This is a genomic window from Caulobacter segnis (genome assembly GCF_029543125.1).
GTDB lineage: Bacteria > Pseudomonadota > Alphaproteobacteria > Caulobacterales > Caulobacteraceae > Caulobacter > Caulobacter segnis_D.
Genome location: NZ_JARQWW010000005.1, coordinates 340,421 through 360,748, shown reverse-complemented (window position 1 = coordinate 360,748; position 20,328 = coordinate 340,421). Strand labels below are relative to the sequence as shown.

Here is a 20,328-nt window from a genome sequence, read left to right as displayed (position 1 = left end):
TGGGACGAGCGGGAGCGTCCGATTCTGCGGCCATGATACTGACCTGCCCCAAGTGCGCCAGCCGCTATTTGGTGCCCGACGACAAGGTCGGGATGGAAGGTCGCGCTGTCCGCTGCGCCAAGTGCGGAAACAAGTGGACCGCCTATAACGATCAGCCGGCCCCGGTCGAGGACGAGACGCCGTCCGTCTTCGCCGATGTCGAGCCCGCCACCGATGACGACATCGAGGCGGAGCTCAATGAGATCAGCAGCGCGCCCGCCGAAGAAGCACCGCCGCTGAAGGTCGATCCCCGGCGCAAGGTTCGCCACGCCGCCATGACCGGCGCGGTCTGGGCGGGCACTGTGGGCCTGATCGTCGTGGCCCTGGTGCTGGCTGTCGTATTCCGGCAAGCGGTCGTCCACGCCGTGCCGCGCACCGCCGGCATATACGCCATGCTCGGCATGCCGGTGAACAATGTCGGCCTGGTGATCGAGGACCTGAAAGCCAAGCCGTCGATGGAGGAGGGGCGCGCCGCCCTGACTGTCAGCGGCGTCCTCCGCAATATCCGCGACGCCTCCGTCACCGCCCCGCCGCTGCAGGTCGCCCTGTTCAATCCGCAGGGCAAGCGCGTGGCGGGCAAGCTGGTCTCTGCCGCCGATCCGGTGATCCCGGCGGGCCAGACCCGGCACTTCGCCATCGTCATCCTGGATCCGCCCTCCACCGCGCGCGATCTGGAAATCCGCTTCGACCTCGACGGCGCGGCTGCGGCTCATGCGCCGGTCGCCCCGGCGGAGGAGGGGCACGCCGAGGCTCCGGCCCTGCGTGGCGCCAAGACCAAGGCGCATGGCGCGCCGGAAGCTCAGGTCCAGAAGGCCTCTCATGACTGATACGCCCGTCGAGTTGCTGTCCGAAGCCGAGATCGCCGCCCGCGTCGATGCCCTGGCCAAACAGATCGCGCCGCGCGTGGACGAGGATACGGTGGCGGTCTGTCTGCTGACGGGCGGCATCTGGTTCGCCGCCGACCTGACCCGCGCCTTGGGCCGTCGCGGCAAGTATGTGCGTTTCGACGCTCTGTGGCTGGCGTCCTATCACGACGCGCAGGAGTCCTCGGGCCGCTGCCAGGTGCGCGCCGACCTTCAGCGGCCCCTGGTGGGCCGCAAGGCGCTGGTGCTGGACGACGTGTTCGACACCGGCCTGTCGCTGAGCGAGGCCGTCCGCCTGGTGCGCGACGCCGGCGCCAGCGAAGTGATCTCCGCCGTCTTCGCCCGCAAGCCCTGGCCGAAGGAGCGCGCCATCCAGCCCGACTTCGTGGCCTGGGAAGCGCCCGCCCGCTTCCTGGTCGGCTACGGCATGGACAACCAGGGCGTCATGCGCGGCCTGCCCTACATCGGGGCGCTGGATTAAAGATCCTCCCCCTCTGGGGGAGGTGGCCCAGAGGGCCGGAGGATCTAAACCTTAAACCCACTCCGCCGACATCTCGCGGGCCAGCATCTCGTCATAGGTCGGACGGGCGCGGATCACGGCGAACTTGTCGCCGTCCACCAGAACCTCGGGGACCAACGGGCGGGTGTTGTACTCGCTGGCCATGGTCGAGCCGTAGGCGCCGGCCGACATGAAGGCGATCAGGTCGCCGCCGGCGAGGACCGGCAGGGGGCGGTCGCGGGTGAAGGTGTCGCCGGTCTCGCAGACTGGGCCGACCACGTCATAGACCGCCGTCTCCGATCCTCGCGGCTTCACCGGGCGGATGTCGTGATAGGCGTCGTACATCGCCGGACGGATCAGGTCGTTCATGGCCGCGTCGAGGACCAGGAAGCGGCGGCCTTCCGGGCGCTCATGCACATGGATCACCTCGGCCAGCAATATGCCGGCGTTGGCGGCGATGACGCGGCCGGGTTCAAAGGCCAGCTGCACGTCCAGGCCGTCGACCACGCGCGCCACCATGGCGGCGAAGTCGGCCGGCGTCGGCGGTTCGGGCTGGTTGAAATAGGGCACGCCCAGGCCGCCGCCCAAGTCCAGGCGCTCGACCGTCAGGCCCTCGGCCCGCAGGCTTTCGACCAGGCCGCGCATCTTGCGGAAGGCGGCCTCCATGGGGGCGAGGTCGGTGATCTGGCTGCCGATGTGGCAGGCGACCCCGATCGGCTCCAGATGCGCGTGGTTCGAGGCGTTGGCGTAGAGGCGCGCCGCCTCGGCGAACGAGACGCCGAACTTGTTCTCGGCCTTGCCGGTGGAGATCTTGGCGTGGCCGCCGGCCGACACGTCCGGGTTCACGCGGAAGGCGATCTTCGCCTTCACGCCGAGCTCGGCGGCGACCTCGGCGATCAGCTTCACTTCCGGCTCGGACTCGACGTTGATCTCGGCGACGCCGGTGGCCAGGGCGAAAGCGATCTCGCGGCGCGTCTTGCCGACGCCGGAGAAGACGATCTTGTCGGCGGGAACACCGGCCGCCAGAGCGCGGCGGACTTCGCCTTCGGACACCGTGTCGGCGCCCGCGCCCTCCGCCGCCAGGACCTTCAGGACCTGGACGTTGGAGTTGGCCTTGACCGCATAGGCGACCAGCGGCTCGCCGATCTGCGGATGGCTTCGCAGGGCGTCGCGGAACACATTGAAGTGCCGCCGCAAGGTCGCGGCCGAATAGACATAGACCGGCGTGCCGACGGACGCGGCGATGCGCGACAGCGGAACGCCCTCACAGTGGAGTTCGCCGTCACGGAGTTCGAAGTGGTTCATTTAGGACGAGAGCCGAAGGGGTCGTTGATGCCGGGAAGCTGGGTTTCGCCGACCGGACGGTTGGCGGTGGCCGGGTCCATCTGTTCGCGCGTGCTTTTCGGCGCGGACGGCTGGTTGGCCTCCGACGACGACTTGCCCGCGTCGTAGCGCGCCTTGGCGGCGGCGCCCCACATCGGGGCCGGGCGTTCCAGCGGCCCTTGCTTGCCGCAACCGGCCAGCGTCACGGCTCCAGCGGCGACGGCGAGGATCATGAGGCTGCGGGTCATGCGAGAATCTCCTTCCAGCGCGCGATCTGCGCACGGACCTGGGTGGGGGCGGTTCCGCCATAGCTTACGCGGCTGGCGACCGAAGCGGCAGGGGTGAGAACGGAATAGACGCCGTCGTTGATCCCGGCGTTCAGCGTCTGCAGCTCCGCCAGCGGCAGGTCCGGCAGATCGCAGCCCAGCTCCTCGCAGCGCTTCACCGCCGCGCCCGTCACGTGGTGAGCGTCGCGGAAGGGCAGGCCCAGCTCGCGCACCAGCCAGTCGGCCAGGTCCGTGGCGGTGGAGAAACCGGCCCCGGCGGCGGCGGCCATGCGCTCGGCGTTCGGGGTCAGGTCGGCCACCATGCCGGCCATGGCCAGCAGCGACAGCTCCAGGGCGTCGAAGGCCTCGAAGGTCGGGACCTTGTCTTCCTGCATGTCCTTGGAATAGGCCAGCGGCAGGCCCTTCATCACCACGGTCAGGGTGGTGAGCGAGCCCAGGATGCGGCCGACCTTGGCGCGGATCAGCTCGGCGGCGTCCGGGTTCTTCTTCTGCGGCATGATCGAGCTGCCGGTGGTGAAGGCGTCGGTCAGCTTGATGAAGCCGAACTGCGGCGTCATCCACACCACGATCTCTTCGGCCAGGCGCGACAGGTGCGTGGCGCAGATCGAGGCGGCCGACAGGGCCTCCAGCGCGAAGTCGCGGGACGACACGCTGTCCAGCGAGTTGGCCGTCGGGCGGTCAAAACCCAGCGTGCCCGCCGTCTGGTGGCGGTCGATGGGGAAGGGCGATCCGGCCAGGGCGGCGGCGCCCAGCGGGCACTCGTTCATCCGCGCCCGGGCGTCCTTGAAGCGCGAGGCGTCGCGTCCGAACATCTCCACATAGGCCATCAGGTGGTGGCCGAAGGTCACCGGCTGGGCGGGCTGCAGGTGGGTGAAGCCGGGCATCAGGGTTTCGGCGTGCGCCTCGGCCTGGGCCAGAAGGGCCTTCTGGAGGGCCTCGATCTGGGCGGCGGTGCGCTCGCAGGCGCCGCGCACCCACAGGCGGAAGTCCACGGCCACCTGGTCATTACGCGAACGGGCGGTGTGCAGCCGGCCGGCGGTCGCGCCGATCAGCTCGCGCAGCCGCGCCTCGATGTTCATGTGGATGTCTTCGTACTCGTCGCGGAACGGGAAGGTCCCAGCCTCGATCTCGCCCTCGATGGCGTCGAGGCCCTTGAGGATCTCCGCTGCATCTTCGCTTGTAATCACGCCCTTGCTGGACAACATCGCGGCGTGGGCGCGCGAGCCCGCCAGATCCTGCGCCCAGAGGCGCTTGTCGAATCCGATGGAGACGTTGATCGCCTGCATCAGTTCGGCCGGTTTGGCGGAGAATCGACCGCCCCACATGGCTTGGCCCTCGGCCTTATTGGAGGGCGCATTGGAGGCGTTGTCGGTCATATGAGCGAAGTCCAGGCGGAGAAACCCAAGCCCGACTACTTGAAGTGGGCCATCCGGGGCGTCGCCCTGATCGGCGTCGCGGCGGTTCTATACGTCATTGCCGTGTCCGCGTTCAAACCCAATGCGGGCCAAGGCGGGCTGACGGACCTTTCGGACCTCAAGCGCGCCACCCTTTCCAAGCTGGAAGTTCCCAAGGAGCCGCGCGCCGCCCCGGTTGCCGGCTTCACCGATGTGGACGGCAAGGCCCTGACCATCGCCGACTTCAAGGGGCAGGTCGTGGTGGTGAACCTGTGGGCTACCTGGTGCGCGCCCTGCAAGAAGGAGATGCCCACCCTCGCCAAGCTGCAGGCCGCCTATGCGACCCAGCCGGTGCAGGTGCTGGCCGTCAGTGTCGACCGTGACGACGACCTGAACCTGGCCAAGGCCGACATCGCCGCCGTGCCGCCCCTGAAGCTCTATCGCGATCCGGGCTACAAGCTGGCTTTCGGCCTGACCCCGCGCGCCGAGGGCTTTCCGACCACTCTCATCTTCGACAAGCAGGGCCGTGAACGGGCTCGCCTGGCGGGGGAGGCCGACTGGAACAGCCCTGAGGCGAGGGAGCTCGTCGAACGGTTGATCCGCGAGAAGAGCTGACGCCGCCGGGCCGGTTTGCGATTGACCGTCAGGTTTTCACATGCACAGCTTCGCCCCGCGCCGTTCTGACAGGCGCGAGTTTAGGGAGACGGCGACGCATGGCCACGGGTACGGTCAAGTGGTTCAACACCACCAAAGGCTACGGCTTCATCCAGCCTGAAGACGGCGGCAAGGACGTTTTCGTCCACATCAGCGCGGTGGAACGCGCTGGTCTGCGCTCGCTGAACGACGGCCAGCGCGTCAGCTACGAAGAGAAGGAAGAGCGCGGCAAGGTCGCCGCCGTGGACCTGAAGCCTCTTTAAGGTCCTCTCCAGACGAGAAGATTCCAACGGGCGTCGGTCGTTGATCGGCGCCCGTTTCCTATGCGGAGCGCGTCCCTGAAAGTCGATCCCAAGCTGCTTGAGCCTATAGCGGACCGGGCCTGGCCCGCGGCCGAGCAACTTCGCATGGGCGGGTGGCGGCTGAACGCCTCCGTCGGCTTTTCCCAACGCATCAACGCCTGCTGGCCCCTGGGCCGGCCCGACCGCCGCGCGCCCGCCGCCATCGAGGCGGTGGAGAGGTGGTACGCCGCGCGTGGCTTGGCGCCGCGTTTCAAGCTGACCGACGGCGCGACCGCGCCGCGCACCCTGGCGCAGCAACTGGAGAAGCGCGGCTACCAGCCTCGCAACCGCACCCTCGTGATGGTCGGGCCGTGCAAAGGCGAGGGGGATTCCGGCGTGTTGATCGAGGCGCGGCCGGACCAGGCCTTCGAGGCGGTGTTCACCGCCACCGCCGGCGGCAACCTGTCCGACGCGCGGGAGCGTCTGGACGCCCTGCGCCGCATCGGCCCCCCGGCCTTCTTCGCCCGGATCGAGGGCGAGGATGGTCCCGCCGCCATCGGCGCTTCGGCGGTCGAGGGCGAGTGGGCGGGCATCTTCGCCATGCGCACCGCGCCGGATCATCGCCGCAAGGGTTTGGCGCGCCGGGTCCTGTCATCGCTGATGCAGGCCGCGGCCTGGGAGGGCGCGACCCGCGCCTATCTGCAGGTGGAGGCCGACAACGCCCCGGCCATCGCCATGTACCAGGCGGCGGGTTTCGCCACCGCCTATACCTACGCCTACTGGGTGACGGGCGCCTGAGGGCGGCGGGCGCTGGCCCACTGGGCCAGGACCACGGCGCCGAGCACGATGGTCCCGCCCAGAATCTGTTGCGCGGTCAGGACTTCTCCGAACAGCGCCCAAGCGATGGCGCCGCTGAAGGCGGGCTGGATCAGGACGGTGACCGCCGCGACCGCCGTCGGCAGCTTTCCCAGCGCCCAGGCGATGGCGCCCTGGCCGATCACATGCGTCGCCGCCAGACCGACCAAGGCCCAGGCGCCCCCGCCGGTCGCCGGCAGCAGCCGCTCGCCGAGCACCAGGGACACCGGCAGCAGGGCGACCGCGCCCGCCAGGCTGGACCAGAACATGATGGCTGAGGTGGTGCTCTTGGCGCGTCCCGCCCGGGTGGCGAGCAGGTAGCCCGCGTACCAGGCCGCCCCCAGGGTCGCCAGAACGTCGCCGAGCAGCGGATTGGGGCCGGGCGTGCTGACCTTTCCTCCGCCCAGGGCCATGATCACCGCCCCGGCGATCGCGCCCGCCAGGCCGACCAGGAACAGCGCCTTCGGACGCTCCTTGAACAGAAGCCAACCGATGATCGTCACATAGATCGGGGCCAGGTTGCCCAGCACCGTGGCGTTGGTCACCGAGGTGAAGCCCAGTGAATAGTGCCAGAGCGCCAGGTCTCCGCACAGGAACAGCCCGCCCAGCAGGCCCGGCAAGGTGGGGCGGGTGAGGGACGCCGCGTCGCGGTTGACGATCATCAGGACCGCCAGGATCGGCGCGCTCAGGCCGAGCCGCCAGAAGCCGATGGCCGCTGGCCCGGCGTCCGCCAGACGCACCCAGATCGGCGTCATGCTGATGGCGCAGGCCCCGAACAGCAGGGCGGCATAGGCGGTCCAGCGCGGGGCGGCGGTCATGCCGCTGGGCTAGGCCGTTCCTCGGTGAAGCTCAAGCGAAACCCAGTTCGGCGCGCAGATCGTCGGGGCGAACGCCGCGCTCGCGCAGTTCCGCCAGGGTCTCGGCCAGGTCGCGCTTGGCGTAGCGCTTGCCGTCCGGCCCGGTCAGCAGGCGGTGGTGGCGATAGGTCGGCGTCGGCAGGTCGAGCAGGGCCTGCAACAGCCGCTGGATATGCGCCGCCTCGAACAGGTCCTCGCCGCGTATGATGTGGGTGACCCCCTGCAGAGCGTCGTCGACGACCACGGCCAGGTGGTAGGCGACGCCCACATCCTTGCGCGCCAGCACCACGTCGCCGGCGGAGGTTGGATCGGCCTGGATGACGCCGGTTTCGCCATTCGGCCCGGCGCCGTCCTCCTGGAAGGTCAGGCTCTCGAAACCGCCCAGCAGATCGCTCGCCGCCGACAGCGACAGCCGCCAGGCGAAGGGCTTGCCCGCCGCCAGCAGCGCCGCCTCTTCGTCGACCGGCAGGGGTGCGCCGCGGAAGCCTTCGCCCGCGCCGTGCGGAGCGCTGGCGGCGGCCTCGGCGATCTCCTTGCGGGTCTTGAAGCAGCGATAGAGCAGGCCCTTGGACCGCAGGACCTCCAGCGCCGCCTCGAAGTCGTCCATGTGATCGGACTGTCGGCGAACCGGCTGCTCCCAGGACAGGCCGATCCAGGCCAGGTCCTCCAGCAGGGCGGTCTCGTACTCCGGCTTGCAGCGGACCCTGTCGATGTCCTCGATGCGCAGCAGGAAACGTCCGCCCGCGTTTCGCGCCGCCTCGAACGCCGTCAGGGCGGAGAAGGCGTGGCCGCGATGCAGGCGTCCGGTGGGAGAGGGGGCGAACCGGGTGACTAAGCCGGCCAGGGTCTAGTCCTTCATCACCTTGGCGAACATGCCCAAGTGTTCGAGCACGCCGCGCAGGAAGGCCTCCTCGCCGCCGAGCTCCTTCTTCAGGGTCTCGAACTGGCGGAAGCCGCTCATCTCCGCCAGGCCGTGGGCCGCGCACCAGGCGGCGATGGTCGCCAGCTCCAGGTCCAGCGGCGTGACGCCTTCCAGTCCGGCCTCGACCAGGGTGTTGCGGACGGTGCAGTAGGCGCTGTCCTCGTTCTCGTGCAGGTGGTCCGGCATCGCGTCCTTGTCGCGCGAGCAGTCGGACATCACGCGATAGAGCGCCGGATTTTCGCGAGAGAAGCGGACATAGGCCACGCCCAGGGCGGCCATGGCGTCTTTAGGGGTCTCCGCGTCCCGCTTGGCTTCCTTTAGGGCCTCGGCCAGGGCCTCGAAACCCTCATGCGCCACAGCGTCGAGCAGTTCGCCCTTGTCCTTGAAGTGGTGATAGGGCGCCGCCGGGCTGACCCCGGCCTCCCGCGCCACGCCGCGCAGCGACAGGGCCGCCGGGCCGTCAGCCTCCAGAATCCGGCGCGCCGCCTCGATCAGGGCGCGTCGCAGATCCCCATGGTGATAGGGGCGGCTTTCGACGGGGGCGGGCTTGTTCATCGTCACTACTCTAGTGGCTGATCCGGACGGCGTAAAGTTCATCTTGACAACGTTCAGATTTGCGCTATCTAAGCATCGTCCAGATGGGGCGACGCCTCGAAACGTCGAGGCGCCAATAACAGGGGCTCACAAGGTGGGCTCGAACTTTGGAGTGTGTGTCATGCTCAACGCTTTCGAACGTGCTTTCGACCGTACGGGTGCGGTCTATCTTCTCGCTCTCGGCCTGCTGATGGCCGGCGCCGTCGCGGCGATCGGCGCCTAAAAGGCTCGAAAAGAGGGGGCGGCAGGCGTCGGTCACTCGCCTGTCGCCGAAAAAGGCATATCCTTCACGGGTAATCGGGGAGTCGGCGTGATTCTCTGAGAGCGCGTAGGAAGGAGACCTGTCTTCAGTCCTGTGGCGTACATCCCTCTTCGGCGGAGGGTCTGATGCAGGTGCTCACCCGGCCCCCATCAGGCGCACCCGCCCTCGTGCTGAACGCGGACTTCAGACCGCTCAGCTATTATCCCCTGTCGCTCTGGCCGTGGCAGGAGGTGATCAAGGCGGTGTTCCTTGATCGGGTCGACGTGGTCTCGACCTACGACCATGTGGTCCACTCCCCATCCTTCGAGATGAAGCTGCCCAGCGTCGTGGCGCTGAAGCAGTATGTGGCCCAGGACCGCCCCCCGGCCTTCACGCGCTTCAACCTCTTCCTGCGCGACAGCTTCTCCTGCCAGTACTGCACCTCCACCGACGAGTTGACGTTCGATCACGTCATCCCGCGCTCGCGTGGCGGCCGCACGACCTGGGAGAACATCGTCACCGCCTGCGCGCCCTGCAATCTCAGCAAGGGCGGCCGCACGCCGAAGGAAGCGGGGATGCAGCCGCACTACACGCCGCGACGGCCCAACATGCATGAGCTGCAGGACCGGGGACGGCGCTTCCCGCCCAACCACCTGCACGAAAGCTGGCTCGACTACCTCTACTGGGACATCGAGCTGGAGGCCTGACAAAGGAAAGGGCCGCGGATCACTCCGCGGCCCTTCTTGTTTTTGAATGACGTCTGCGTCAACCAAAGTGGATGTCGCCGGCCATCTGCGGGCCGTTGGCGACCGACAGGCCGGTGACGCCGGCCAGCATGACCAGGCCGTCCTCCAGTTCGAGCTCGGCCTTGCCGTTCTGGTGGAAGACGTAGGTGTTTCCGTTCCACTCGAACACGCTGTTCTTGCCCGCCGCTGTCATGCCCGCGACCACGGTCAGGGCGTCCTGCAGCGTCGCCCCGGCGCGCCACAGATAGGCGGTCTGGATGTCGAGCTTCGCGCCCGCACCCAGCTCGGCGTTGAAGCCGACATAGTCCTTGCCCTGTTCGAAATCAGTGATGATCGCGGTCGGGATGATGTCCGGCACGATGCCGTGATTATGCAGCGGGCCGAAGCCGGTGATCTGGACCCAGTCGTGGCCGGTTCCGGTGGTGATCTGGCCGTCGGCGCCGCTGACCACGATGACGTCGTTGCCCGAGCCGGAGTCGATGTCGCCGCGCGTCAGGCCGCCGCTGATGGTGATGGTGTCGTTGCCGCCGCGGGTATGGATGCTGGCGCCCAGCTCCAGGCCCGTGGTGCTGACGATCACGTCGTCCCCCTCGGTGGCCACGGCGTGGACGTTGGAGGTGGGCGACGGCTTGGTCACGTCGACGTTCCAGTTGCTCTGGATCACAACCTTCTCGCCGGGCAGGCCGGGCGCGGAGGCGCCGCCCTGGGCGTAGTCGCCTCCGGGGCCCCAGCTCGCCAGGAAGCGGTTGGAGGCGTGCGTCGAGCCGTCGTCGGCGATGTCGAGCAGCATGTTCTTGACCGCCAGGGCATAGGGGCCGGCGTCGGCCTTCACCGCCTCGGCCAGCAGCCAGCCGATCAGGGCCGCCTTGGTCCCGACGCCGTTGGCGCCGTCGCCGCCATAGGAGGCGAAATAGGCCGCGCGCTCAGGCGTCAGCATGGCCGAGAACTCGGCGTCGGTCTTGCTGGCGCCGAAAATCTGGCCGTAGGCCTTCTTCAGGGTTTCGGCCAGGGTGAGGGGAGCGTAGTCGGTCAGGAATTTGGCTTGGCTTCCCGGCTCCTTGGCGATGTTGACCGCGAAGTTGATGTAGCGGTTCTCGAGGCTGAAGCCCTTGTAGTAGGCGGAGTTCAGGTTGTTCGGGTTCGAGCCGTGGGCCGAGACGAGGTAGTCGAGCCCGCCGCCGGTCAACGAGGTGTCGGTCAGGAAGCCGTAGGTGGCGATGGCCACCGCCGAGGTGGCGTTCACCGAGTCCAGGATCCAGGCCATGGCGCCCTTGAAGTTCCAACCCGTGCCGACCTGGCCGGCGTTGGAGGCGTCGATCCCGTCCGCCATCATCTTCAGCTGGGCGGCGGCGTCCGTGGACAGGGGCTTGTCGGCGGGGATGCGGTGCAGGTTGCGGTAGATGGAATCGAGCGTGCTGTACGTGGACATGTTTACTCTCGCGACTATCCGTTTCCGCGCCCCTCAACGCAGAACAATGATCTCTGAGGTCGTGTATAGCAATTACTGAACATGAAAAGCAAGAGGCTGTGGGCAACGGTCAAGCTGCCTCGCTTTGGTCAACTTCGGGCGCAGATATGCGCCCGGGGGTGCTTCGGTCCTCCCCTTGAGTCCAGTTCAGTTACAGGGAGGGCCCATGGCGACCCGCCAGCTCGATTTCACCGGAAAGTCCGGCGCCGTTTACCGCTACATGCCGCTGGAGGAGGACCGGGTTTCGCCCATGGGCGGCAACTACCTTTACGTCCGTCTGGCCGGCGCCCATGTGACGGTGGTCTACGCCGGCGAGACCGAGAATCTGTACAAGGGGCACCGTGACCGATGGGAAGAGGCCAAGTCCGCCTTCGGCGCCACCCACGTCTTCACGCGCCTGAATGTGGCCGGTGCGGTGCGCCGGGCCGAGAAGGCCGACATGGTCGACGAACACATGCCCGCGATGAACAAGGGCGAGGTCCGCGCCGACTGATCCTCGCCGTCGTGGCGGCGCTGGGTCTGTCCAGCGCCGCGCACGCGCAGGAGATGGCTCCGCCCGACGGCGAGAGCGCCGTGGTTCAGGAATTGGAAGTCGTCGCCCGGCCGCCCGGACCCGCGCTGTGGCGTGCGCGGCGCGGCGAGTCCGAGGTGGTGATCCTGGGCGGTTTGACGCCTCTGCCGCACAGCCTTGAATGGTTCTCGCCGCGCCTGGATCGCGCCATGAAGGACGCCCGGCTGGTGCTGCTGCCCCCCAAGGCCAGCGCCTCGCCGCTGGAGGCCGCGCGCCTGCTGCTGCGCTATCCGTCGCTGAAGACCCGCAACATGCGCGCCAGCCTGACGCCGGAACTGCGCGCCCGGCTGGAGCGGACCGCCGCCTCCATCGGCAGGGATCCCAAGAAATACGACAGCTGGAAGCCCGGCGTGGCCGGCTTCATGATGCTGGAGGATTTCCGCGAGCAGGGTGGTCTGTCCTCCGCCAAGCCGGGCAGCACCCTGGCGCGGCGCGCCAAGGCGGCGGGCGTGGACGCCAAGCCGATCGAGGACTTCAAGGCCTCGTCCCTGATGAAGGCCGCCGCCAACCTGCCAGCCCAGACGCATGTCGCCTGCCTGACCGCGGCGCTGGACGAGATCGACCACGAGGCGGCCAACGCCCCCGAGGCCGCCCGGGCCTGGGCGCGCGGGGACCTGGCCGGGGTGCGCGGGCGCGCGGCGCCGGCGGTGCTCGACGCCTGCCTTCAGCAGGTCCCCACCTTCGGCGTGCTGCTGGAGCGTGGCACGGCCGAGGCGGTGTCGGATATCGAAAGGGCGCTGGCCAAGCCCGGCCGCACCATCGCGGTGATCGACCTGCAATACCTGCTGCGCCGTAACGGCGTGCTGGATCGGCTGAAGGCGCGCGGCGCGGTCATCGACCTGCCGCCGGAATAAGGCCGCCGGAATAGGCCTCAGATTTTCTCGGCGACCTTGATGGCGGCCTTGCAGCCGGCCTTGATCACCGCCGAAAGCACCGGATAGCCGGGAGCCTCCTTGGCGCCTTCCTCGATGGCGTGGTCGCGGTGCATCAGCTCGTCGTCGCGGAACTTGGTCAGCTCGGCGGCCAGTTCCGGATCGCGCTCCTTCAGCTCGGCGATCTGGGCGGCGTAGTGGCCCTCGATCACCGTCTCGACAGCCTCGGTGCAGGCGTGTGCCGCCTTGTCGCCCATCAGGGCCGTGCCGGCGCCCAGGGCGAAGGCCGCCGCGCGCCAGAACGGCGTCAGCAGGGTGGGGCGGACCTGGTGCTCGGTGAGCAGTTCGTCGAAGCGGGCCAGGTGCTCCGCCTCGTGCTGCTCCATCTCCGCCAGTTGGCCGGCGATGCGCCCGCGGCCCTTGGCGCCCTTCAGCACGGCCTGCTGGCCGCGATAGATCTGCACCGCCGCCAGTTCGCCGGCGTGATCGACGCGGAGGATTTCAGCCAGCCGGGTGCGCGTGGCGCCAAGGCCGGGGCGGAGGGGGATGGGGCGTTCGCTGCTCATGCCTTGCGGCCTTCCAGGGCTGAGGCCAGGGACCAGCCGGCCAGCTTCAGCGAGATAAGCACGTTCCAGCCGGCCATGGACAGGCCGAGGAACACCCAGGCCGCCGTATCGCAGGCCGGCGGGCGGATCTTAGCCGTGCCGTTCATCAGGGCGGTCAGGTCGCTGGCCTGAAGCGCGCCTGCGCCCGCGCCGCCGCCGCAGACGCTGGGGCCGGGCCACCACTTCCATTCCGCGCCGGCGTGATAGGCGGCGAGGCCGGCGCCGAACAGGAACACGGCCGCCAGCAGGAAGTTGAAGGCGGTCGCGGCCTTCGCGCTCGGCTTCACCCGCGTCACGACCAGAGCCGCAGCGGAGATCGCCATGGCGGCCCAGTACACCTCGCGCTGCTTCAGGCAGAGATAGCAGGGCGCATAGCCGCCGATGCGCTCGAACCCGTGCGCCGTCGCCAGCATCGCCGCCGAGGTCAGCAGCGCCACCAGCGGCCAGTTCTTTAGGCAATAGGTGATCAGGCGGTTCAGCATGCGGCCGGCGCCTCTCCGCCGATGAAGTGGCCGATGGCGAACCCGCCCAGCAGCAGCACGATGAACAGGATCGCGAACAGGCCCAGGCGCTTCTCGATCACCGGCAGCATGGCCGGGCCGAATTTCTTGACCACGGCGGCGACCATGAAGAACCGCGCACCGCGCGTGACGACCGAGGCGGCGATGAACACCGGCAGGCTGAACTGCGCCAGACCCGAGGCGATGGTCACCAGCTTGTAGGGCACCGGCGTCAGACCCTTGATCAGGATCAGCCATACGCCCCACTGGGCGTACCAGCACTGATACTCCTCCAGCCCCGACGCGTGGCCGGTCAGGGTCAGCATCCAGCGGCCGAAGTCTTGCAGGAAGAAGCCGATCAGATAGCCGGCCATGCCGCCCAGCACCGACGCGCCGGTGCAGACGCCGGCGTAGAACCAGGCGCGCTCCGGCTTGGCCAGAACCATGGGGGCCAGCATCACGTCCGGCGGAATCGGGAAGAACGAGCTTTCGGCGAAGGAGACGGCGAACAGGCTGGCGGGCGCGCGGCGCGAGGCCGCCAAGCCCATGACCCAGTCGTACAGGCGGCGAAGCATCTAGATTCCGTCGAACAGGGGTGAACAGCCTTCTAGCTAGCAGGGCGTCCGGCGCTTGTCTCCCCGCGTCGACCGGCTCTAGATGCCCATATGACAAGACTCAGCGCCCAAGCGCGGCCGCAGTGACCGACCCCATCCACGATCCCGCCCTCCAGGCCATGGCCGACGACGAGCTGTCGCGGGCCTCCACCCTGTCCTGGCGCGAGCTGTCCAAGGTGACCCCATGGGGCGACACCTTCGAGGGCGTCGCGCCGGGCGGGCGCTATGTGGAGGTGGAGCGCAGCTATATCTGGGCTCAGGAATCCGGCGGGGACATCCTGGTCGAAATCGTGGTTTCAGGCGGGCCTTCCCGCTATGAGCACGGCGCACGGGCAAGCCGAGTCATCAAAAAAGGAAACGCCTGACGTGAAGCTAGCCTCCTTGAAGTCCGGCCGTGACGGTCGTCTGGTCGTGGTCTCCAACGACCTCGCCTGGTGCACGACGGCCGCCGCCTATGCGCCGACCCTGCAAGCCGCCCTCGACGACTGGGAGCGCATAGGGCCCCAGCTCGAGTCCCTTGCCGAGAGCCTGGAGCATGGCTCGGTGCCGCGTGACCGTTTCCATGAGCATGACGCCGCCTCGCCGCTGCCGCGCGCCTATCAGTGGGCCGACGGCTCGGCCTATGTGAACCACGTCCAGCTCGTGCGTCAGGCGCGGGGCGCCGACATGCCGGAAAGCTTCTGGACCGATCCGCTGATGTACCAGGGCGGCTCCGACGGCTTCCTTGGCCCGCGCGACGACATCCCGCTGAAGGACGAGGCCTGGGGCTGCGATCTGGAAGGCGAAGTGGCGGTGATCGTCGGCGACGTGCCCCTGGGCGCGACCCGCGAGCAGGCTCTGGCGGCGATCCGCCTGGTCATGCTGGTCAATGACGTGTCCCTGCGCAACCTGATCCCCAATGAGCTGGCCAAGGGCTTCGGCTTCTTCCAGTCCAAGCCCGCCAGCGCCTTCTCCCCCACTGCGGTCACGCCGGAATCCCTGGGCGACGCTTGGAAGGACGGCCGTCTGCACGGCAAGCTTGAGGTCGAGCTGAACGGCAAGTCGTTCGGGGAGGCCGACGCCGGCGTCGACATGACCTTCGATTTCGGGACCCTGGTGGCGCACGCCGCCAAGACCCGCGCCCTGGCGGCCGGCACGATCATCGGCTCCGGCACCGTGTCGAACCGCGACGCCGACGGCGGCCCCGGCAAGCCGGTCAGCGAAGGCGGCCTCGGCTATTCCTGCATCGCCGAGGTGCGGACCATCGAGACGATCACCAACGGCAAGCCGACCACGCCGTTCCTGAAGCACGGCGACACCGTCCGGATCGAGATGCGCGACGCCAAGCGCCACACGATCTTCGGCGCCATCGAACAGCGCGTGTCGCCCGCATGAGCAAGGCGGCCGGAACGGAGCAGGGCGCGGGGCTGAGCCTCGACGACTACCTGCCGTTCCGGCTGTCCATCGCCTCCAACGCGGTCTCCAAGCTGATCGCGCGCGCCTATGAGGACCGCTTCGGCCTGACCGTGCCCCAATGGCGCCTGATCGCCGTCCTGGCCGAACAGCCCATGACGCAGCAGGCGCTCGTGGCCCGCACCATGATGGACAAGGTGATGGTCAGCCGGGCGGCCCAGACCCTGACGACGCGCAACCTTGTCGTCCGCTCCGCGCACGAGATCGACGGCCGCTCGCACGTCCTGACCCTCAGCGACGAGGGGCGGCGGCTCTATGCCGAGGTCGCGCCCATGGCCTTGGACTACGAGGCGGCGCTGCTCACCGGCCTGACGCCCAAGGACGTGACCCAGATGAAGCGGCTGCTTATTCGGCTGGAAGGGGCGGCGGCGAAACTGTCGGGCGAGGATCCGGCGGCGTCCTAGAGCCTGAACGCCTTTTGACGCCCAGGCTGTCCAGCACCTCCGGCATTGCTGTTCCTCGCGGAATGACACGCCAGGTCTTGGGATCGGCCGCATTGACCGCGACGACCGCGTCCTTGGGGCAGATGTCCAGGCAATCGACCTCGATCACCGCCGCGCCGTCCTTGCGGTGGTCTCCCTTGCCGCCACGCAGTTCGCGGCGCAGCGCCTTGGCCAGGCTCTTGTCGCCCTTGGCGCCGAACCCACCGTCCAGCTTCTTCGAGCACTTGCGGCAGACCAGAACCACCTCGGCCCAATCCGCGCGCACCTGTTTGATCCTGCGGCTCATGCCCTTCAGATCGTGAGCGTGGCCGTTCGGAACAAGGGTCAGGCCGGCGGACGCGGCGAATAGTCCGTCAGGCGCAGGACCCGATCCTCGATCTCGCCCACAAGCCGTCCATGCTTGGCGGCGGTGCGCCGCTTGATGGCGGCCCATTCCTCGTCGGCCATGAACTTCGCCCAGCGGTCCCTCATGGTCGCCTCGTCCGGCCATCTCAGGATGTAGACGAACTCCGTGCGCGCCGGGGTCTTGGCCTCCCACATGGCGGCGATGTCGAAGTCATGCCGCTCCATGATCGGAATGGCCTGGTCGCGGAAGCGTTCGTGGAAGGCCGCCTTGTTGCCCTCGAAGATCTCATAGACCCGAAGCTGGTGGATCGGCCCGCTTCCAGCGTCGGCCAGGGCAGGGAAGGCGGGAAGGAACGCCACCGCCCCCAGCAACAGGCGACGGGTGAGCCGGATCGTCGACATGGCGGACATGAGCGCCTCCCGCTGAGCTTCAGCGTGAGGATGAGCCTCTGCAAGCGTGTCGATATTGCGGCGTTCGCTGCTGGTTTGGAGGATTGGTGCGGGCGGTCGGGGTCGAACCGACACTCCTTTCGGAACCGGATTTTGAGTCCGGCGCGTCTACCAGTTTCACCACGCCCGCAAGGCCTCGGATCGGCAGGGCGAACCGTTTAGCAACTGATCCGACTCGACGCCAGCCATCCCGCTCGTCAGCGGCTCGCTATTCAATCTTCAGTTGCTTTGCGATTTGAATTTCGCCGGAAGTGGCGAAAATCGTGACCGAAAAGACGCACCTTCCGCTCTGCATGAGTGTGAACGCCGATACGTTCACCAATGAGGTGTGGGTGGGGAGTCAGCGTGCGTCTCGGTTTTACCGAGCGCTGGTCTGCATAAAGGGGGCAGGCCAGCGTCCAACAAGACAACAAGTCTAGGGGACAGTAATGAACACCAAGCGTATGGGGCGCTCGCTCCTGATGATGAGCACGGCGCTGAGCGTCGCCGTTCTGGCCGGCCAGGCCTGGGCGCAGGATGACGCCGCGGTCGAGGAGATCGTGGTCGTCGGCACCCGGATCGAAGGCTCGAAAGTCACCGCGGCACTGCCCGTGACCGTCGTGGGTCAGCAGGACCTCGACGCCATCAGCGCTTCGTCGGGCGATGAACTGTTCCGCTCGATCCCGCAGATGGGCGACATCAACTACAACTCGTCCTATCTGCCCAACTCGTCCAACTCCGCGCGCGGCGACATCGGTTCGGTGAACCTGCGCAACCTGGGCTCGGGCAACACCCTGGTCCTGCTGAACGGCCGCCGCGTGGTGGCGCACCCCACCAGCCAGGCGGACGGCGCCAGCCTCGTCCCGACCATCACCTACAACACCAACGCCATTCCCACGACCGGCCTGAAGCGCCTGGAAGTGCTGCGGGACGGCGCAGCCGCCCTCTACGGCTCCGACGCCGTGGCCGGCGTGATCAACACGGTCCTTCAGGACCGCTTCGAAGGCGCCGAGGTCGAGGCCCGCTATGGCGAGGCCGAGGGCACCAATCTCGAAGAGTACAATTTCACCGCCCTGGTCGGTCACAACTTCGACCGCGGCAACCTCACGGCCTTCTTCAGCTATGACAAGCGCAGCGAGCTGCGCTCCACGGATCAGGACTTCACGGCGTCGTCTGACTACCGCCCTCTGTTCGCCGGCACCCGCTTTGACGGCGCGGCCAGCCTCGACAGCCGCGGCACTCAGAACCCCTGGGGCAACTTCACGGCCCGCTCGGCTGTCCGCCGGAACGGCGCCCTGCTGACCAGCGCCGCCGGCGCTTTTCACATCCAGCCCACCAGCTTCGCGGGCTGTCTGGCGAACGTCGCGGCCGGCGCCTGCATCGACGATGGCGCCCTGGCCACCGCCGGCGCCGAGCGCGACCTGCGCTATGACACCGCCGCAGCCGGCGTCAGCATCATGCCGTCGCTGAAGCGTTCGAACCTGTTCCTCACCGGCAACTACGACCTGACCGAGGAAGTGACCGCCTTCGGCGAGCTCGGTCTCTATCGTGCTGACACCGAGGCCTGGCAGAACCCGATCTACACCACCACGGCCCAGGTCCTGACCGCCCCCGGCTCGAACTACTACAACCCGTTCGGCGCGACCGGTCTGCCGAACCGCCTGTCGGGCATCGACGCCCCGGCGGCGGGTGTGGGCGTCAACCTGACGACCTACAATTTCGTGGACGCCGGCCGGCAGTTCGTCGAGGTGGCCAACGAACAGAACCGCTTCCTGGTAGGCCTGAAGGGCAAGAAGTTCGGCTTCAACTGGGAGACTGCGGCCCTCTACAACTCGGCCAAGGTCGAGGACGTGTCGGACGGCATCAGCGCCACCCTGGCCCAACAGCAGCTCAGCCTGTCGACGCCGGACGCCTACAACCCGTTCAACGGCGGCGACCCGGCCCTGCCGAGCATCGGCGACGCCACCTCCAGCACCGCCGCCGCGATCAACGCCATCAAGATCAAGAGCCAGCGCACCAGCAAGAGCACCCTGGCCCTTTGGGACCTGAAGGTCTCCAAGGCGGACCTGTTCGCCCTGCCTGGCGGCGACGTCGGCGTGGCCGCGGGTGTTGAGTATCGCCGCGAAACCCAGAAGGACGATCGCGACGCCCGCGTCGACGGCACGACCAAGTTCACCAACCCGATCACCGGCGTCGTCTATGACAGCGACCTGATCGGCACCAGCCCGTCGCCGGACACCAAGGGCTCGCGTGAAGTGGCCTCGGCCTTCATCGAGTTCGCCGTGCCGGTGATCTCGCCGGAAATGGGCATCCCGCTGGTCCGCAGCGTCGAGGCGCAGTTCGCCGGTCGCTTTGAGCACTTCTCGGACGTGGGCGATGTGGCCAAGCCGAAGATCGCCGTGGCCTGGGACGTGTTCGACGGCCTGCGCTTCCGAGGTTCCTGGGCCGAGGGCTTCAAGGCTCCGAACCTGGAGCAAGTGAACGCCACTCTGGTGACCCGCTCGAATACCCGCACCGACTGGGTGCGCTGCGAGGCCGACCGACGCGCTGGCCGCATCGCCAACTTCGCCAACTGCGCCCGCTCCAACAGCACGCCGGAGCTGCGTTCGGGCAACCAGGACCTGAAGCCGGAAGAATCGACCAACACCAGCGTCGGTGTGGTCTTCGAGCCGCGCTTCGTTCCGGCTGACCTGGGCCGCTTCACCTTCACCGCCGACTACTGGCGCATCAAGCAGACCGGCATCGTCGGCCTGTTCGGCGGCAACAACGCCCTGGTGCTGGACTACCTGCTGCGCACCCAGGGCCAGTCGAACCCGAACATCCTGCGCGCCGCGCCGACGGCTGACGACGTGGCGGCCTTCGCCGGCACGGGTCTGGCCCCGGTCGGCCAGGTGCTGGGTGTTCAGGATCAGTACGTGAACCTGCTGCCGCAGGAAGCCCGCGGCCTCGACATCGGGGTGATGTGGCGTCTGTACGGCACGAAGTTCGGCGACTTCGACGTCAACTTCAACGCCGCCCATCTGATCAAGTTCTATCAGAGCCCGTCGCCGAACGTGGCCACCCTGCTGGACGCCCGCGCGGCCGGTCAGATCAACGCCGGCACCTCGCTGTCGGGCGGCGGTGATCTGATCCGCCAGAACGGCCGCCCCGACTGGCGCTGGTCGGCTTCGGCCACGTGGCGCTATGACCGGATCACGGTCGGCGCGTTCAGCCAGTATATCGGTGACGTGGAAGACACGAGCCTGGTGGACGCCGCCGGCGCGCCCTGGGTGGTCGATTCCCAGGTCACGGCCAACCTCTACGCCCAGTACGAGTTCGAGGGCGGTTGGGCCGACAACACCCGCGTGCGCATCGGCGCGCGGAACATCACCGATGAGAAGCCGCCGCTGTCCTCCAGCGGCTACCAGGCGAACCTGTACAACCCGTACCAGCGCTACTGGTACGTCAGCGTCCGCAAGAGCTTCTAAGGACAAA

General features: G+C 68.0%; 24 protein-coding genes and 1 tRNA gene. 12 read left to right on the top strand and 13 right to left on the bottom strand.

What is annotated here, in order from left to right; translation table 11 throughout:
- Positions 1–32 precede the first annotated feature (32 nt).
- Both P7B02_RS16630 and P7B02_RS16625 read left to right on the top strand, forming a co-directional pair.
- Positions 33–866 carry a DUF3426 domain-containing protein gene (locus P7B02_RS16630; protein WP_277787463.1) on the top strand — a complete coding sequence of 278 codons (834 nt, stop codon included), beginning with the start codon at positions 33–35 and terminating at the stop codon, positions 864–866.
- Positions 859–1,383, top strand: a complete 525-nt coding sequence (locus tag P7B02_RS16625; RefSeq protein ID WP_277787462.1) for a phosphoribosyltransferase — start codon at positions 859–861, stop codon at positions 1,381–1,383. Before P7B02_RS16630 ends, P7B02_RS16625 begins: the two co-directional genes overlap by 8 nt.
- A gap of 51 nt (positions 1,384–1,434) precedes the next feature.
- On the opposite strand, the gene lysA is transcribed toward P7B02_RS16625, so the two are convergent.
- The 3 genes from lysA to argH are packed head-to-tail and all read right to left on the bottom strand — an operon-like array spanning position 1,435 to position 4,387.
- Positions 1,435–2,706: a diaminopimelate decarboxylase gene (lysA, locus tag P7B02_RS16620; RefSeq protein WP_277787461.1), complete on the bottom strand. Its 1,272-nt coding sequence runs from the start codon at positions 2,704–2,706 to the stop codon at positions 1,435–1,437.
- A complete protein-coding gene (lptM, locus tag P7B02_RS16615; protein WP_277787460.1) occupies positions 2,703–2,972 on the bottom strand; it encodes an LPS translocon maturation chaperone LptM in 270 nt (89 codons plus the stop codon). The genes lysA and lptM overlap by 4 nt, the downstream gene beginning before the upstream one ends.
- Positions 2,969–4,387: an argininosuccinate lyase gene (gene argH / locus P7B02_RS16610; protein WP_277787459.1), complete on the bottom strand. Its 1,419-nt coding sequence runs from the start codon at positions 4,385–4,387 to the stop codon at positions 2,969–2,971. Before argH ends, lptM begins: the two co-directional genes overlap by 4 nt.
- On the opposite strand from argH, the gene P7B02_RS16605 reads away from it, so the two are divergent.
- From P7B02_RS16605 to P7B02_RS16595, 3 genes are all read left to right on the top strand, one after another.
- Positions 4,388–5,020 (top strand): TlpA family protein disulfide reductase, encoded by a 633-nt coding sequence (locus tag P7B02_RS16605; protein ID WP_277787458.1) that lies wholly within the window; start codon positions 4,388–4,390, stop codon positions 5,018–5,020. It begins immediately after the preceding gene.
- A gap of 98 nt (positions 5,021–5,118) precedes the next feature.
- Positions 5,119–5,322, top strand: coding sequence for a cold-shock protein (locus P7B02_RS16600; RefSeq protein ID WP_277787457.1), 204 nt, complete (start codon positions 5,119–5,121; stop codon positions 5,320–5,322).
- Between the two features lie 60 nt (positions 5,323–5,382).
- Positions 5,383–6,138, top strand: a complete 756-nt coding sequence (locus P7B02_RS16595; protein ID WP_277787456.1) for a GNAT family N-acetyltransferase — start codon at positions 5,383–5,385, stop codon at positions 6,136–6,138.
- Here P7B02_RS16595 and P7B02_RS16590 read toward each other — a convergent pair.
- The 3 genes from P7B02_RS16590 to P7B02_RS16580 are packed head-to-tail and all read right to left on the bottom strand — an operon-like array spanning position 6,117 to position 8,529.
- On the bottom strand, positions 6,117–7,013 hold the full coding sequence (locus P7B02_RS16590) for a DMT family transporter (RefSeq protein WP_277787455.1): 897 nt from the start codon (positions 7,011–7,013) through the stop codon (positions 6,117–6,119). The genes P7B02_RS16595 and P7B02_RS16590 overlap by 22 nt on opposite strands.
- A gap of 31 nt (positions 7,014–7,044) precedes the next feature.
- Entirely contained in the window at positions 7,045–7,896 is an 852-nt protein-coding gene (gene gluQRS / locus P7B02_RS16585; RefSeq protein ID WP_277787566.1) for a tRNA glutamyl-Q(34) synthetase GluQRS, read from the bottom strand.
- A gap of 3 nt (positions 7,897–7,899) precedes the next feature.
- A complete protein-coding gene (locus tag P7B02_RS16580) occupies positions 7,900–8,529 on the bottom strand; it encodes a TetR/AcrR family transcriptional regulator (protein ID WP_277787454.1) in 630 nt (209 codons plus the stop codon).
- Between the two features lie 423 nt (positions 8,530–8,952).
- Between P7B02_RS16580 and P7B02_RS16575 the strand changes: the two genes are divergently transcribed.
- Positions 8,953–9,516, top strand: a complete 564-nt coding sequence (locus tag P7B02_RS16575; RefSeq protein ID WP_277787565.1) for an HNH endonuclease — start codon at positions 8,953–8,955, stop codon at positions 9,514–9,516.
- Between the two features lie 58 nt (positions 9,517–9,574).
- Here the strand turns inward: P7B02_RS16575 and P7B02_RS16570 are convergent, their stop codons facing one another.
- Positions 9,575–10,984 (bottom strand): hypothetical protein, encoded by a 1,410-nt coding sequence (locus P7B02_RS16570; RefSeq protein ID WP_277787453.1) that lies wholly within the window; start codon positions 10,982–10,984, stop codon positions 9,575–9,577.
- A gap of 205 nt (positions 10,985–11,189) precedes the next feature.
- On the opposite strand from P7B02_RS16570, the gene P7B02_RS16565 reads away from it, so the two are divergent.
- Positions 11,190–11,516 carry a hypothetical protein gene (locus tag P7B02_RS16565; RefSeq protein ID WP_277787452.1) on the top strand — a complete coding sequence of 109 codons (327 nt, stop codon included), beginning with the start codon at positions 11,190–11,192 and terminating at the stop codon, positions 11,514–11,516.
- A gap of 53 nt (positions 11,517–11,569) precedes the next feature.
- Entirely contained in the window at positions 11,570–12,448 is an 879-nt protein-coding gene (locus P7B02_RS16560) for a TraB/GumN family protein (RefSeq protein WP_277787451.1), read from the top strand.
- A 17-nt stretch (positions 12,449–12,465) separates the two neighbouring features.
- On the opposite strand, the gene P7B02_RS16555 is transcribed toward P7B02_RS16560, so the two are convergent.
- The 3 genes from P7B02_RS16555 to P7B02_RS16545 are packed head-to-tail and all read right to left on the bottom strand — an operon-like array spanning position 12,466 to position 14,146.
- Positions 12,466–13,032 carry a demethoxyubiquinone hydroxylase family protein gene (locus P7B02_RS16555; protein WP_277787450.1) on the bottom strand — a complete coding sequence of 189 codons (567 nt, stop codon included), beginning with the start codon at positions 13,030–13,032 and terminating at the stop codon, positions 12,466–12,468.
- A complete protein-coding gene (locus tag P7B02_RS16550; RefSeq protein ID WP_277787449.1) occupies positions 13,029–13,553 on the bottom strand; it encodes a disulfide bond formation protein B in 525 nt (174 codons plus the stop codon). Before P7B02_RS16550 ends, P7B02_RS16555 begins: the two co-directional genes overlap by 4 nt.
- Entirely contained in the window at positions 13,547–14,146 is a 600-nt protein-coding gene (locus P7B02_RS16545; RefSeq protein WP_277787448.1) for a YqaA family protein, read from the bottom strand. Before P7B02_RS16545 ends, P7B02_RS16550 begins: the two co-directional genes overlap by 7 nt.
- 158 nt (positions 14,147–14,304) lie before the next feature.
- On the opposite strand from P7B02_RS16545, the gene P7B02_RS16540 reads away from it, so the two are divergent.
- Genes P7B02_RS16540 through P7B02_RS16530 form a run of 3 tightly spaced genes read left to right on the top strand, consistent with a single transcriptional unit; the run spans position 14,305 to position 16,041 of the window.
- Positions 14,305–14,550, top strand: a complete 246-nt coding sequence (locus tag P7B02_RS16540) for a hypothetical protein (RefSeq protein ID WP_277787564.1) — start codon at positions 14,305–14,307, stop codon at positions 14,548–14,550.
- Between the two features lies 1 nt (position 14,551).
- Complete coding sequence (locus tag P7B02_RS16535; RefSeq protein ID WP_277787447.1) at positions 14,552–15,559, top strand: fumarylacetoacetate hydrolase family protein; 1,008 nt, start codon at positions 14,552–14,554, stop codon at positions 15,557–15,559.
- Positions 15,556–16,041 carry a MarR family winged helix-turn-helix transcriptional regulator gene (locus tag P7B02_RS16530; RefSeq protein ID WP_277787446.1) on the top strand — a complete coding sequence of 162 codons (486 nt, stop codon included), beginning with the start codon at positions 15,556–15,558 and terminating at the stop codon, positions 16,039–16,041. The genes P7B02_RS16535 and P7B02_RS16530 overlap by 4 nt, the downstream gene beginning before the upstream one ends.
- Here P7B02_RS16530 and P7B02_RS16525 read toward each other — a convergent pair.
- From P7B02_RS16525 to P7B02_RS16515, 3 genes are all read right to left on the bottom strand, one after another.
- Positions 15,983–16,366: a (2Fe-2S) ferredoxin domain-containing protein gene (locus P7B02_RS16525; RefSeq protein WP_277787445.1), complete on the bottom strand. Its 384-nt coding sequence runs from the start codon at positions 16,364–16,366 to the stop codon at positions 15,983–15,985. The two genes, P7B02_RS16530 and P7B02_RS16525, sit on opposite strands and share 59 nt — an antisense overlap.
- Before the next feature lie 38 nt (positions 16,367–16,404).
- Positions 16,405–16,836, bottom strand: coding sequence for an NIPSNAP family protein (locus tag P7B02_RS16520; protein ID WP_277787444.1), 432 nt, complete (start codon positions 16,834–16,836; stop codon positions 16,405–16,407).
- Positions 16,837–16,920: 84 nt separating this feature from the next.
- Positions 16,921–17,005: transfer RNA gene (locus P7B02_RS16515), tRNA-Leu, on the bottom strand.
- 298 nt (positions 17,006–17,303) lie between these two features.
- On the opposite strand from P7B02_RS16515, the gene P7B02_RS16510 reads away from it, so the two are divergent.
- Positions 17,304–20,321, top strand: coding sequence for a TonB-dependent receptor plug domain-containing protein (locus P7B02_RS16510; protein ID WP_277787443.1), 3,018 nt, complete (start codon positions 17,304–17,306; stop codon positions 20,319–20,321).
- Positions 20,322–20,328 lie beyond the last annotated feature (7 nt).